This window comes from Vibrio sp. LB10LO1, assembly GCF_010092875.1.
Lineage (GTDB): Bacteria > Pseudomonadota > Gammaproteobacteria > Enterobacterales > Vibrionaceae > Vibrio > Vibrio campbellii.
Map to the genome: position 1 here is coordinate 93,534 of NZ_JAADJW010000011.1, position 13,684 is coordinate 107,217.

14 protein-coding genes are annotated in these 13,684 nt (G+C 45.4%); 13 read left to right on the forward strand and 1 reads right to left on the reverse strand.

Going from position 1 to position 13,684, the window contains the following annotated elements:
- Positions 1-6 precede the first annotated feature (6 nt).
- The 12 genes from nrfE to GXP65_RS10270 all read left to right on the forward strand — a co-directional run bounded on the left by nrfE (position 7) and on the right by GXP65_RS10270 (position 12,246).
- Positions 7-1,914 carry a heme lyase NrfEFG subunit NrfE gene (nrfE, locus tag GXP65_RS10220; RefSeq protein WP_162092721.1) on the forward strand — a complete coding sequence of 636 codons (1,908 nt, stop codon included), beginning with the start codon at positions 7-9 and terminating at the stop codon, positions 1,912-1,914.
- On the forward strand, positions 1,892-2,425 hold the full coding sequence (locus GXP65_RS10225) for a DsbE family thiol:disulfide interchange protein (protein WP_162092722.1): 534 nt from the start codon (positions 1,892-1,894) through the stop codon (positions 2,423-2,425). The genes nrfE and GXP65_RS10225 overlap by 23 nt, the downstream gene beginning before the upstream one ends.
- Positions 2,412-2,822: a cytochrome c-type biogenesis protein CcmH gene (locus GXP65_RS10230; RefSeq protein WP_162092723.1), complete on the forward strand. Its 411-nt coding sequence runs from the start codon at positions 2,412-2,414 to the stop codon at positions 2,820-2,822. Before GXP65_RS10225 ends, GXP65_RS10230 begins: the two co-directional genes overlap by 14 nt.
- Positions 2,823-2,967: 145 nt before the next feature.
- Complete coding sequence (locus GXP65_RS25230; protein ID WP_005430632.1) at positions 2,968-3,144, forward strand: hypothetical protein; 177 nt, start codon at positions 2,968-2,970, stop codon at positions 3,142-3,144.
- A gap of 225 nt (positions 3,145-3,369) precedes the next feature.
- Positions 3,370-4,017: a GTP cyclohydrolase II gene (gene ribA / locus GXP65_RS10235; RefSeq protein ID WP_012128311.1), complete on the forward strand. Its 648-nt coding sequence runs from the start codon at positions 3,370-3,372 to the stop codon at positions 4,015-4,017.
- Positions 4,018-4,193: 176 nt separating this feature from the next.
- Complete coding sequence (locus GXP65_RS10240) at positions 4,194-5,456, forward strand: imelysin family protein (RefSeq protein ID WP_162092724.1); 1,263 nt, start codon at positions 4,194-4,196, stop codon at positions 5,454-5,456.
- Positions 5,457-5,548: 92 nt separating this feature from the next.
- Positions 5,549-6,931 carry a di-heme oxidoredictase family protein gene (locus tag GXP65_RS10245; RefSeq protein ID WP_162092725.1) on the forward strand — a complete coding sequence of 461 codons (1,383 nt, stop codon included), beginning with the start codon at positions 5,549-5,551 and terminating at the stop codon, positions 6,929-6,931.
- 10 nt (positions 6,932-6,941) lie between these two features.
- Positions 6,942-7,979, forward strand: a complete 1,038-nt coding sequence (locus tag GXP65_RS10250; protein ID WP_038889992.1) for an imelysin family protein — start codon at positions 6,942-6,944, stop codon at positions 7,977-7,979.
- Positions 7,960-9,042 carry a DUF1513 domain-containing protein gene (locus GXP65_RS10255; protein ID WP_162092726.1) on the forward strand — a complete coding sequence of 361 codons (1,083 nt, stop codon included), beginning with the start codon at positions 7,960-7,962 and terminating at the stop codon, positions 9,040-9,042. Before GXP65_RS10250 ends, GXP65_RS10255 begins: the two co-directional genes overlap by 20 nt.
- Positions 9,043-9,146: 104 nt before the next feature.
- A complete protein-coding gene (locus GXP65_RS10260) occupies positions 9,147-10,739 on the forward strand; it encodes a L,D-transpeptidase family protein (RefSeq protein WP_162092727.1) in 1,593 nt (530 codons plus the stop codon).
- A gap of 172 nt (positions 10,740-10,911) precedes the next feature.
- Positions 10,912-11,460, forward strand: coding sequence for a DUF882 domain-containing protein (locus tag GXP65_RS10265; protein ID WP_005430622.1), 549 nt, complete (start codon positions 10,912-10,914; stop codon positions 11,458-11,460).
- Between the two features lie 129 nt (positions 11,461-11,589).
- A complete protein-coding gene (locus GXP65_RS10270) occupies positions 11,590-12,246 on the forward strand; it encodes an MBL fold metallo-hydrolase (protein WP_005430620.1) in 657 nt (218 codons plus the stop codon).
- A gap of 24 nt (positions 12,247-12,270) precedes the next feature.
- On the opposite strand, the gene GXP65_RS10275 is transcribed toward GXP65_RS10270, so the two are convergent.
- Positions 12,271-12,939 (reverse strand): DUF2982 domain-containing protein, encoded by a 669-nt coding sequence (locus GXP65_RS10275; RefSeq protein ID WP_005430618.1) that lies wholly within the window; start codon positions 12,937-12,939, stop codon positions 12,271-12,273.
- Between the two features lie 271 nt (positions 12,940-13,210).
- On the opposite strand from GXP65_RS10275, the gene GXP65_RS10280 reads away from it, so the two are divergent.
- Entirely contained in the window at positions 13,211-13,573 is a 363-nt protein-coding gene (locus GXP65_RS10280) for a hypothetical protein (RefSeq protein ID WP_005530411.1), read from the forward strand.
- Positions 13,574-13,684: the final 111 nt, after the last annotated feature.

Here is a 13,684-nt window from a genome sequence, read left to right on the forward strand (position 1 = left end):
GCAAAAATGGAGGCTGAGCTAGGATTCTTCTTACTGATATTGGTGGCTGTAACATCCACTTGTGCATCGCTGCTGCATTGGATACGTCGCGCCCTAGGTAAGAAGGCGACATTGCCGCATCAAGTCGCGATGTCCCACATCATTAGCTTAGCTTCCGTCATTTGTTTAGCACTTCTGATCGTCTGTTTTGTGCAAGACAACTTCGCGCTGGAATATGTTGTGACACATTCCAACAGTCAACTTCCGGTGGCGTTCAAAATTGCTGCCGCTTGGGGCGGGCACCAAGGCTCCATGTTGTTTTGGGTCGTCACCTTGAGTTTTTGGGCGTCGTTTATTGCATATAAGTCTCCGCTCAACGCCCAATATACTTGTGACTGTTTAGGAATCATGAACGTTCTGATTGCGACGTTTGCATGGTTTACGTTAATGACCTCTAACCCGTTCGAATATGCCCAAGTATTGGTGTCGGAAGGGCGAGATCTAAACCCAATGTTGCAGGATGTTGGGCTTATCATTCATCCTCCGTTGCTTTATTTAGGTTATGTCGGCTACTCGGCTATATTAGCTTTTGCGTTAGCGGCTCTTTTAAGTAAACAACCGATGGGCGATTGGTATACGTTTGCTCGTGGCGCAGCCTTTTTTGCATGGGGAACGCTCACAATGGGGATCTTAGTTGGCTCTTGGTGGGCTTACAATGAACTCGGTTGGGGTGGCTGGTGGTTCTGGGATCCTGTCGAGAACGCTTCTTTGCTTCCTTGGCTGACCGGTACTGCTTTGTTGCACAGCGGTGTTGTCGCAACACGTAACAGAGGCGCAATTTGGAGCACCTATGCACTAGCGTTTGCTACGTTCAGCCTAAGCATTTTAGGGACATTTGTTGTGCGCTCTGGTGTGCTGACTTCAGTGCATGCGTTTGCGGTTGATCCGACTAAAGGTTTGGTATTACTTGGCGTGTTGAGCCTGCTTGTCATCATCACTTTTGGCGTATTGATTTTGCGAGGAGAACAACTTTCCCGTTTCAAACTTCAATCTTTAGTCAGTCGAGCTTATACCGCATACATCGCTATTGGCTTGCTCGTTATTGCAACAGCCATTGTTTTCCTAGGTACTTTCTACCCAATGGTTTATCAGTTGCTTGGGTTAGGAAACATTTCGGTTGGGGCGCCGTACTTTAATAGTCTCATCTTTCCGGTGAGTGTATTGGCTCTTGTGGCTCTTGCTTTTATGCCCACATTAAAGTGGATGAAGGGGACCAGTTCATGTGCTCACCGAGACGTTCTGATTAGTATTACGGTATCTACAGTCTCTGGCATCGGATTTGTGCTCGCAGTAGACGTGCTGCATGTTGAAGTGTTACTGATGATTGCATTAGCGACTTGGGTTGCCGCGGTACATTTAGTCATGCTATGTCGCAGTGAAAGAAAGAGTCAATTGATGCCGATGACGCTCGCTCATATCGGTTTTGCATTGGCAGCAAGCGGGGCTGTGTTCAACAGCCACTACTCTTATGAATATAATTTACGCGTTGAGCCCGGTAGCTCGCTCCATAGGGCGGGAATCACCATCGATTATCATGGTATCGAATGGCTATTAGGTCCTAACTACACCTCTGAGCAAGGGCAAGTCACCTTACGCTTGGAAGATGGGAGTGCCCTCAATTTCAAACCGGAAAAGCGCCACTATCCTGTGCGGGTAATGAACATGACGGAGCCTGCGATTCGTTCATTATGGCATGGTGATTACTACGTTACATTGGGTGATAAAGTGGAAACCCATGCTTATGCAATCAAGGTTCAGTACCGTGCTGGTATTTGGTGGATATGGTCAGGCGGATTATTAGCAGTGTTTGGTGCGCTAATGATAGGTGTAAAGAGAAGGAGAGAAGCTATCCATGAGATCGAGAAATTCGCTTAAACTCGCAGGTCTCGTTGCGGCTGTCGCTGTGTTTTCGGCTGTGACCGCGATTGGGTTATCTGAGCGACCAAATGTAGAATTGTCCCAACAGCGAAATTTAGAGATTCCTAATTTTAGTTCAGAATCTTTGATGTCTGGTGAGATGATTTCGCAACAGATACTCAAAAGTGACGGATATAAATTATTGAATGTTTGGGCATCTTGGTGCGGAGTATGCAAACGAGAGCACGAGGAGCTATTGCAGCTATCAGAACTCGGTGTACCTATCGTTGGACTGAATTACAGAGACCAAAAACAAGCTGCAAGTGAATATTTGAGCTCCAAACGAAATCCATATATTGAAGTGATCAGTGATCCAAATGGAAAGCTCGCTGTTGAACTTGGTGTGATTGGAACACCTGAAACCTACTTGATTGATCAAAATGGTCGTGTGTTGATCAAATATCGCGGTGAGTTAACAGCAGATAAATGGAACGATATATTTTCAGGATATTTGAATGTTTCGATTTAATTATCTTCTCTTGAGTTTAATGGTTTTTTTGTTATTTTCTCCGCTAACAAAGGCGGGAGATTTACAACAGAATGTTGATCTGTTTGAGTTTCATTCTATTGAAGTGCAACAGCGCGCAACCTCGCTAGCCAAGACTTTACGCTGTCCTCAATGCCAGAACCAAAACTTGGTTGAATCCAACGCACAGGCGGCAAAAGACCTGCGTTTAAAGGTGTATACGATGGCGAATGAGGGCAGTTCAAACCAAGAAATAAAGGACTATATCGTTGCTCGTTATGGGAATATTGTTCTATATCAGCCGCCATTTAATTATTCCACTGCGCTACTGTGGATCTTTCCGCTGCTATTTTTGATCTTTTTTTTCTTATATTCGATCCGAATGGTAAAGCGTAATTAATGTGACCACTATTCCACTATTAGAAATAAATTGTGCACATAACAAGCAGAATGTTATCATTTTCCCGAATTTATGAAGGCTTCAGTGAATATCAGACCATAAAAATTGAGCTGGAGAAGTAATAAAGAACGAATAGGTGTACGCAGTGGATTCAGTTATATCGCAATTAAAAAAGGACTTTTATTCGCAGATTCGTGCGTTCCAGTCACCGAAGCTGCCACAAGTCACTTCGACTCTCGCCGTTTTAACCGACGAGGAAATTCAAGAACTCGAAGCCGTTTGGATTGAGCTTGCCGTATGGAAGCGCAGTCAAACGCATTAAAATCAAACGCTTTATCGACGCATTCGAAACCCCAGGCAAATTTGTCTGGGGTTTTTTATTGTAGTTAGTTTTAAATGTTATATTATAACAATTGTAGAGTCGGCCAGCGGGTTTCATCCTCTAGGATTTCCAGCTTGTCACAATAAGAATAGGGCTCGTTGTGATCTCAACATTGAAAAATGCGGTATCAATCCCCATAGTTGAAGAGCAAATGAGAGCAATCCCATGAATGCGATAACGAAAATGCATCAAGCAATAAATCGAGTGAGTGTAGATATGGCGGAAGTACGAGCCAGAGTAGATTTTAAAGTCGGGGCAAAAAGTAACATTGATGCCGAAATCCTGTCTTTCCATGGTCTAAAGACAGATAAAGAGCATGTTGCGATTATCTTCAAACAAGCGGACCAGACACAGGAAATGCCTTTAGTTCGTATGCACTCTGAGTGTTTGACTGGCGATGTTTTCCACTCTTCACGCTGTGACTGCGGCGAACAATTAGAAGAGACCATCAACCGCATGGGTGAGTCTGGCGGCATTATTCTATATCTTCGTCAGGAAGGCCGTGGTATCGGGCTTTACAACAAGATTGATGCGTACCGTTTACAAAGCCAAGGCATGAACACGTACGAAGCAAACAATCATTTGGGCTTCGACGACGACCTACGTGATTTCACGGAAGCGGCGCAAATGTTAGAAGCATTGGGTGTGAATAAGATCCGCCTTGTGACAAACAACCCTAAGAAAATCCGCGAGCTGTCGGAATACGGGATTGAAATCTCAGAAGTTGTCAATACGTCTGCCCACATCAAAGATGGTAACGAAAGTTATCTTAAGGCGAAAGTTTCTCACGGGAAACATCACCTAAAGGTTTAATCCTAAAGACAAAACTGACAATAAAACATTCTAAAAGCCTCATTTTTATGAGGCTTTTTTTGTATCTGGAGTTGCAAATAAATTGTAAATTTGTATTATCTCGGGACTAAAAGTGCAAATAAGAATAATTAGCACTACTAATACGATAATTAAAATGCTCAACAAGGATGCTTCAGATGAATGCAAAAACAGTTTTAGTCCAATCTATTGCTGCATCACTTCTCATTGCCAGTGGTTCTACGGTTGCTGCTACAGTAACTAAACAACAAGTTGTCGAACATTATGCAGACGTGGCGCACGCTGTGTTTGCCGATTCTTTAACGACTGCTCAAACGCTCGACGTAAAAATTGACGAATTCCTAAAATCGCCCTCAGCGAAGAAGCTTGAAGAAGTAAAACAAGCTTGGCTAGATTCTCGCGTGCCTTACCAACAGTCTGAAGTTTTCCGTTTTGGTAACGCGATTGTTGACGATTGGGAAGGCCAGTTAAACGCGTGGCCACTTGATGAAGGTCTGATCGACTACGTAGCGGCTGATTACCAATACGAACTAGGTAACGAAGGTGCGGCTGCAAACATCGTAGCAAACACTAGCCTACAGATTGGTGCTTCTAAGCTCGATGTTTCAAACATTACGCCAGAGCTCATTGCAGACTTGAATGAAGTGGGCGGCTCTGAGGCAAACGTAGCCTCTGGTTACCACGCAATTGAATTCTTGCTTTGGGGTCAAGACCTTAACGGCACAAACGCAGGTGCAGGTCAGCGCGCTTATACAGACTTCGTTGTCGGTTCTGAGTGTACGAATGGTCACTGTGACCGTCGTGGTGAGTACCTGAAAGCGGCAGCCGATCTACTGGTTCAAGACCTAGAGTGGATGGAAAAGCAGTGGTCTGCAGACGTGAAAGGTAACTACCGTGAAGATCTACTAAATGACTCAGCGGATAACGGTTTGCGTAAGATGCTATTTGGTATGGGTTCTCTTTCTCTAGGTGAGCTAGCGGGTGAACGTATGAAAGTAGCACTAGAAGCGAACTCTACAGAAGATGAGCACGATTGTTTCTCAGACAACACGCACAACTCTCACTACTACAATGAGCAAGGCATCTACAACGTTTACACCGGTACTTACAAAGGCGTAAGCGGTAAAGAACTGTCTGGCCCAAGTATTGCTGACCTTGTAGCGCAAAAAGACAAGAAAGCAGCGGAAGAAATTCAAAAGCAGTTTGATACGACACGTAGCCAAGTCGGTGAACTAGTGACTTCAGCAGAGAAGAACAACCAGCACTTCGACCAGCTAATTGCGGCGGGTAACGCACAAGGTAACGCACTAGTTAACGACACTATCATGTCACTGGTAGCACAAACTGGTGCTATTGAGCGTGCGGCGAACATTGTCGGTATCGACAGCCTAAGCCCAGATACTGCTGACCACGAGTTTTAATAAGAAAACCATAATAAATAAGGGCTCTTTGTGAGCCCTTTTAACGTTTGAGCTCGTTGTTATCACCCTTGTTGTATATGTAGAGCAATGATATGAAGCCATACCTAATTTCAGCGCTAGCCGCGATCCTTTCTTCTTCTGCCATGGCTTACGATGTTAAGTCTGGTGGCAAAACCAGTGTTAAAAAAGACGGCGCAAACGCCTATTCTCTTCCCGCTGCTAACTTACCAATGAGTAAGCGTCTTGATTTCAGCGTGGGCAACAGTTTTTTCCGTAATCCTTGGGTGCAAGCACCAGCGTCGACAGATGCTCGTGATGGTCTAGGCCCATTGTTCAACACCAATGGTTGCCAGAACTGTCACATCAAAGATGGCCGTGGTCATCCACCTGAAAAAGACGATTTACATGCGGTGTCTATGCTGGTGCGCTTGAGTATCCCCGCAATGACGCCAGAACAAAAGACAGCGTTCATCAAAGACGGTGGCATACCTGAGCCAACTTATGGTGGCCAGCTTCAAGATTTCGCCCTGCAAGACCAAACGCCAGAGGGCAAAATCGAAATCACTTATACCGATGTGCCAGTGACATTTAAAGATGGCACGACAGTGACGCTGAGAAAGCCGCACCTAAACATTACCGATTTAGGGTATGGCGACATGCATCCGGATACTGAATTTTCAGCGCGTGTGGCGCCACCAATGATCGGCCTTGGCTTGTTAGAGAGCATTCCAGACGAAACACTGTTGGCTTGGGCTGATGAACACGATGCCAACAAAGACGGCATCTCAGGCAAAGCAAACAAGGTTTGGGATATTGAGAAGGACGACTTCTCGATTGGTCGTTTTGGCTGGAAAGCCGGACAGCCGACGCTAATGCAACAAAATGCCGCGGCATTCAATGGCGATGTCGGTTTGACGAGCCATTTATTCCCGAATGAAAACTGTACCTCGAATCAAAGCATTTGTGACGACATGCCAAATGGCGGTAAGCCAGAAGTGAGTGAGAACATTCTCGACTTTGTGGAGTTTTACAGCCAGCACCTGGCAGTGCCAATTCGTCGTAATGTGAACGATCCTAGCGTGAAACTTGGTCAGAAAATCTTTGCGACTTCTGGTTGTGAAAGCTGCCACAAGACCAATGTGAAAACGGCCAAGCGACCAGAGTTGCCAGCGCTTTCTGAGCAGTTAATCCACCCATACACCGACATGCTTCTGCATGACATGGGAGAAGGCTTAGCCGATAACCGTCCAGAATACTTAGCAAACGGCCGTGAATGGCGAACGGCGCCGCTATGGGGTATTGGTTATACCGAAGAAGTTAACGGACACACTTACTTCTTGCATGATGGTCGCGCTCGTAACTTGATGGAAGCGGTATTGTGGCACGGCGGTGAAGCGGAAACCGCTAAACAAAATGTTTTAGCTCTGAACAAAAAAGAGCGTGACGCTCTCATTGCGTTTCTGAACTCTCTATAAGGATCCAACCATGAAAAATACACTGTTAGTGAGTGCGATTGCCTCAGCGTTAAGTTTGGTTGGTTGCCAATCGACAACGGGAACAACCCCGACCAAGCCGGAGAGTACCAGCCATATTTCGCAAAATGTTTACGAAGTGGAGTTTAACGCTGCACAGGCATTTTTAGCGCAAACAGGTGAGTTAGAGCAGAGCTTTGCAGATTACTGCGCTTTAGAAACGAAAGAAGATACACAATTAAAACAGCAGTGGCATCAAACCATGCTTGCATGGATGGCATTGCAAGGGCAAGAGCGTGGTCCTGCGACGGCATTAGAGCAAAGTTGGAATGTTCAGTTCTGGCCAGATAAAAAGAACACCACTGGCCGTAAAATGTCTGCACTAACGAAATCTGCCCAAACTTGGAGTGCGGAAGATATCTCTACGCAAAGTGTTACCGTGCAAGGTTTAGGCGCATTGGAATGGCTGCTTTACGATCAGGCATCGACTTTATCTAGCAACAGTAATACCTGTGCGACGGGGGTTGCGATTGCAGAAAACCTCGATAACAAAGCGCAGATCATCGCGGATTCTTGGGCAGAAAACCCGTGGAAATCGTTAGAGATGACGGAATGGGAATCTGAGTACATTTCACTGCTTTCTAATCAGCTTGAATACAGCATGAAGAAGTTGAGTCGCCCATTGGCGAAGATTGGCAAGCCTCGCCCTTATTTCTCAGAATCGTGGCGTTCAGAGACGTCGCTTTCGAACTTGAAAGCGAACCTTACCGCAATGGAAGCACTCTATTTTGCCGACGGTAACGGGCTAGATGCGCTATTAAGAGAACAAGGTCATGCGGATTTAGCTGATCGTGTTGTTCATCAGTTCGAGATGGCGTTAGATACATGGCCGGAAGATAAGAGCTTGTTTGCCGCACTGCAAACAAAAGAAGGCTATCGGATGGTGCTAGCGCAATACAACAAACTAGAGCAATTGAAGTACTTGATCCACGAAGAAGTGGCTATCGAGCTTGGTGTGGTTATAGGATTTAATGCAACTGATGGTGACTGATCAAACCCGCCGAACCTTACTGAAAGCCGCTCTTTTCGGAGCGGCGGTTCCTGCTATGCCATTTGGTTGTGCTTCCACAAGCTCTCGTGAGCCTGCGTTGATCGGCTGTTCTATTATCGGCCGAGACAAATACGCGGCGGTGGTGGCCGATGAGCATGGCATGCCGCTCTCTTCGCTGCCTATTCCCGAGCGGGGCCATGGCGTGGCGACAAACCAGCAAGGCCATGCCGTGGTTTTTGGTCGACGACCTGGCACCTTCTTTATGGTGTTTGATTATCGCTCAGAGCAAATGATCAAGCTGCAACTGGCAAAACCGAATCGCCATTTCTATGGCCATGGTGTTTACTCTCATGAAGGCACGTTGCTATTTGCGACAGAAGGAGAGAGGGGAACAAGCCGGGGGAGCATTGGTGTTTATGATGTGCAAAAGCAATATCAAAAAATCGATGAGTTAACCGGTTTTGGTCTAGGGCCTCATGAAGTGATCATGATGCCTGATGGTGCACTTGCCATTGGCGTTGGCGGCGTACATACCAATGGTCGTCAACCGCTCAACCTTGATACGATGAAGCCAAGTTTGAGTTACTTGTCTCAACAAGGTGAGTTATTGGATCAAGTCTCTCTACCGGATCATAAGCTGAGCATTCGTCACTTAGCTCACGACGGTACGGAGACGGTACTTTGTGGTCAGCAATATCGTGGAGAACCGGATGAGTATCCAGCATTGATCGCCATGCACACCCGCGGTGGTGAGATGCAAGATCTACAAGCAGAGCCTGAAGAGTGGGCGCGATTCAATCATTATGTAGCGAGTATTGCCGCAACCGATGAATGGATCCTAGCCACTTCGCCACCGGGCAGTTGTTATGGGATTTGGTCCAAATCAACGGGCAAATTGGTCGAACTAAGTGCCTTACCAGACGCTTCAGGTGTGGTGATCTACGGTGACGAGTTTCGAGTCAGTTCTGGGGCGGGTAAAGTGGTTGAACAAAGGCCTACGGAGTACAAAAATACCTTTGCTAGTGGTGTGCAGTGGGACAACCATTGGTCCAGAATTATTTAGAAAGATCATTGAGTAATCGTTTATTGAGAGTATTGTTGTCGTTTTCGTCTGCAGATTCTTAATTTTAAAGCTGCAACACGTGAGATATTTGCCATACTTTTTTAATGGCATGTGACGGAAGGATCGTTTCAGTGATTGCTAGATTTCTTATGATAACGGCACTTTTGGTGCCGTTTTGCAGCTTTTCAACAGTAGTTTCTCTTGATGCGTCTGCACAAACAGAGCAAGAGGGCGCGGTCGAAAAGCTCTCTGTTGAGAAGATGATCCATTACCCAGAGGTCATCGATCAACTCTATCAAAGCACAAATTATCGTCTAAATTGGGAAAATGAAGATGATGTTGCGCAGCTCATTTTCCAAATGGAGCTGGTGGCATTAGCAGATGTAACCCAAGAGTTTGACAATCAACTGCGTCGTATAGAACAAGTCCGTGAACAAGGTGATGAGCTCGATTTTGATCTTGTAATGACCGACTCTTTGCTTATGTACCTTTCCTATCTTGAGCAAGTGCCGGAAGAAGGCATCAACTGGTTATTTGCCAACAAGGTTCACGTTAAGTTTCCTGCACCAAGTATTGAAACCTTGTCGTTGTTAAGCAATGAAATTACGGTCGGTAAACTGGATCAGTTTCTTACCGATCTGCGTTCTCCATTGCAGATGGACGAATCATTCAATACCGCTTTTTCTTCACTATCTACTTACGCAAAATTTGAGTTTCCTCTTTACCAACAAGATCAAAGGCTAGCGCGTGTAGGTGATGAGCTGTTTGATAAGTCTAGCTTGATCGCTCGAATGCAGATTGTTGGTGTTGAAGTGGGGCATTTGGATACTGAAACCACGCTGTATGATGAAAACCTCGAGTTGGCTGTGATGGAGTTTCAGCGTATTCACGGTTTGAAACAAGACGGTATTATCGGCCCAAATACTTTGCGCTGGATTAACTTCTCACCGCAGCAGCGCTTACATTCATTAGCATTAAACGCCGAGCGATCTCGTATCTGGTCCAAAGAGCGTGACAATGTGGTATTTGTCAATGTACCTGGATATGAAGTGACGTATTGGCACGATGGCCAGCCCTTGTTTGAATCTAAAGTTGTGGTAGGGAAGGCGTCACGCAAAACCCCAATCATGACTGGCACTATGGACTCCGTCATTCTAAACCCGACTTGGAATGTGCCTTGGAAGATCATGGTGAAGGACATTATCCCTAAGGTAAAACGCAACCCAATGTACCTGATGGAGCATAACATCCAGATCATTCGCTCTTGGACATCACGAGAGATCATCGATCCAACGACTATCAACTGGGCTACGGTAAACCCAAGAACATTCCCTTATCGCATGAGACAGTCTTCTGGGTCCCACAATGCGTTGGGTCTGTATAAATTCAACATGCCGAACCCACAAGCGATCTACTTGCACGACACGCCAAGTAAAAATCTGTTCAATCAGGACCGTCGAGCGTTTAGCTCAGGCTGTGTACGTGTTGAGCATGCCGATCAATTAGCGGAGCTACTGTTTAAGACGCAAGGTCTTGAAGAGCGATTAGCGAAGAAACGTCAAAGTGGTCGCCGATCGAATACTTCTGTACCACTGACTGAACGTATTCAAGTGCACATTATTTATCAAACCGCTTGGTTAGAAGAGGGCACCTTGTACTACCGTGATGATATTTATCAATATGATCATCAAGGGTGAGGTTCGTCCTTAATTTAAAAAAATTTACAATTCATAAAATCTGGTTCCTGTTCAATAAGTAAACAGAAAATCCAGCCCAAAAGCGACAAGCCGGACCGATTTATGCATTTGACGCATCAAATTGGTTTCGGTAATGTCCGCTGCTCGTACAGTAATTGAGCAGTATTTTCTAATGGTAAGTCGTAATTTTTCTCGTCGTGATTTTCTTAAAATGACCGCTGGTGGTGTTGTGGTTGCTTCAACCATGCCGTCGGTGTCTTGGGCGTCATTACCCGACGAGCCTCGAGTGCTTGCGATGAATAACCTCAATACTGGTGAATTACTTGAATCGTGTTATTTCAACGGTTCGAGCTACGTAGATGAAGAACTAAAGCGTCTTGATAAGTTCTGCCGTGATCATCGCCGTAATGAAGTTCATCCAATGGATCGACGTTTGTTCGACCAAATCAGCCAAATTCAAAAACTGATCGGTACGGAAGCTGAAGTGATTGTGATTTCAGGCTACCGCTCACCGGTAACCAATGCGTCCTTGCGAAACAGCTCTTCCGGTGTTGCAAAGAAAAGCATGCACATGGAAGGAAAGGCGATCGATTTCCGTTTAGATGGCGTGAAGCTGTCGACTGTCCGTGAGGCTGCACTGAGCTTAAAAGCGGGTGGGGTAGGTTATTACCCGCGCAGTAACTTCGTCCATATCGATACCGGTGCCGTTCGCTCTTGGTAACCGCGCTCTAAGCGGTTGTTTTCCCCGTTAGACAGCCGCTATTCCCCGATGTGCAAAGCTTGAAGTCGCTAGGGCTTAGTGTCATAGTTGCGGCAGTTTTCATGCAAATTTATTCGGTATAGGTTATCTATGGCTCTGAAATACCAAGTTGTTCCAGTAACATCTTTCTCTCAAAACTGTTCTATCGTCTGGTGTGATGAAACCATGAAAGGCATTGTGGTTGATCCAGGCGGTGATGAAAAACAGCTTGCGATGCTTATCAAAGAGCTCGGTGTTGAAGTCGTGAACTTAGTGCTAACACATGGTCATTTGGATCACGTGGGTGGCACTGAGCCACTGTCTGCACTGCTTGGTGGTACTGAGATTGTTGGCCCTCACAAAGCGGATAACTTTTGGTTGCAGGGCCTAGAAGGTCAGAGCCAAATGTTCGGCTTTCCACTAACAGAGGCGTTTGAACCGCATCAATGGTTGAATGAAGGTGACAAGGTCACTTTTGGCAATCAAACTCTGAATGTCATTCACACTCCGGGCCATACTCCGGGTCACGTTGTGCTTTACAGTGAAGAAGCGCGTTTGGCGTTTGTTGGTGACGTTTTGTTTAACGGCAGCGTTGGTCGTACAGACTTCCCGCAAGGTGATTTCAACACGCTTATTAGCTCTATCAAAGAGAAGTTATGGCCACTAGGTAATGATGTTACTTTTGTCCCAGGCCATGGCCCGCAATCAACGTTTGGCCACGAGCGCAAAACCAACCCATTCGTTGCTGACGAAATGCCGCTTTACTAAGCCATTAGCAAAGGCATCGATGTATTAAACATCTGGCTCGGCGGCCGCTAAGTAACGTCGAGCCAATCCCACAAACTCCTCCGCTTCTCTATCTAAGTCACTGGCTGAGATAAACACGTCATAGCCGTAAAATTGTCTCTGATATTTCATCCTGTTTGCTAACATCGCTAACAAGCCGTCGTAATGAATGCCTTTTTGATTAATGTACGGCGCGGGGTCGAGCACCATATCTTCAAACTTTGTTTCGCAGTTATTTTGTCTTGCGCCCAAGTAGAGTAAAGCCCTTTGCCCAAGCAAGATTTCTGTGGCGATGCGTGGACAAATCGCATTTAAGTAAGGAGAGTAGTGCTTTAATCGAATGCCTATCCAAGGTAAGGGCTGGTGCCAACCTTCTTGTTCGTAGGTACAAATACCAATGGAGTCAATATCTTGCCATCGAACTACCCAACCGCCTTTAAAGAGGTGTTGTTGAAAGTGGGAGGAGGTCAGGGTAAAGGACACCTGGCTCTTTTTGATCATTACGATGGCAAAGCCGACAATGATGGCCATCAAGACCACTGATAACATGGCTTGTTTCCACCCAGGAGCAATCAGTACAAGAAACAAAGTGATCAGCACGACCAAGAGCATAATCAATTTGTTAATGGGCGAGTCAGATTTGAAGTGTGAGTTAGTCAGATGCAGCGTTTCCATGCTTTCAGCCTCAATGAATATTGGGTAGGAGGTATCGCTTTCTTAATATTCACCAATGTGCTTATTAAGTATTTAAAACCTCTGTTTTTATACCCAGTATTCAATAAATCCGTTCACAATTTATCTGATTAAATAGTAGACGTTCTATGCAGTCAGCGCATTTTTCATCGCGTTTCGCCGCTAAAACCTACAAATCGCTAATGAATTTTGGTATAAAACGCGCTTCAAATTTTCATCCCTGCTGAGATGCAGTGAACTGGAGAAATATTCAATGAGACTTGCTCATAAGCGTAAAGTGCAGATGAAACTGCAAAAACGCATTAAAGCGACAGTAGCAAATGTAGCTGCGGCACCTAAAGCAGAAAAACCTGTTGCTGAGAAAGCAGTAGCTGAGAAGAAAGTAGCTGCAGCGAAAACTGTTGAGGTTGCACTTACTCCTAAGCAACAACAAGTATTAGATATCGTTGTTGCTAATGCTGAAGGTATCAACCCTAAAGGTATTGGTCTAGCTGCTGGTCAAGAAGAAGCTAAAGCGGCATCATGGGCTACTGGCGCACTGAAGAAGCTTCTTGAAGAAAACCTAGTTCAAAAAGAGCAGTTAGCAGGTAACAAAGTTATCTATAAAGCAGTTTAATTACCGCTGTAATTCTGTTTCTTAATTGAATACCTCGACTTCGGTCGGGGTATTTTTTGGGCTGTAGTCTGTCTTTTCTCGATTTCTAATTGAGAATTCTAATGATACAAA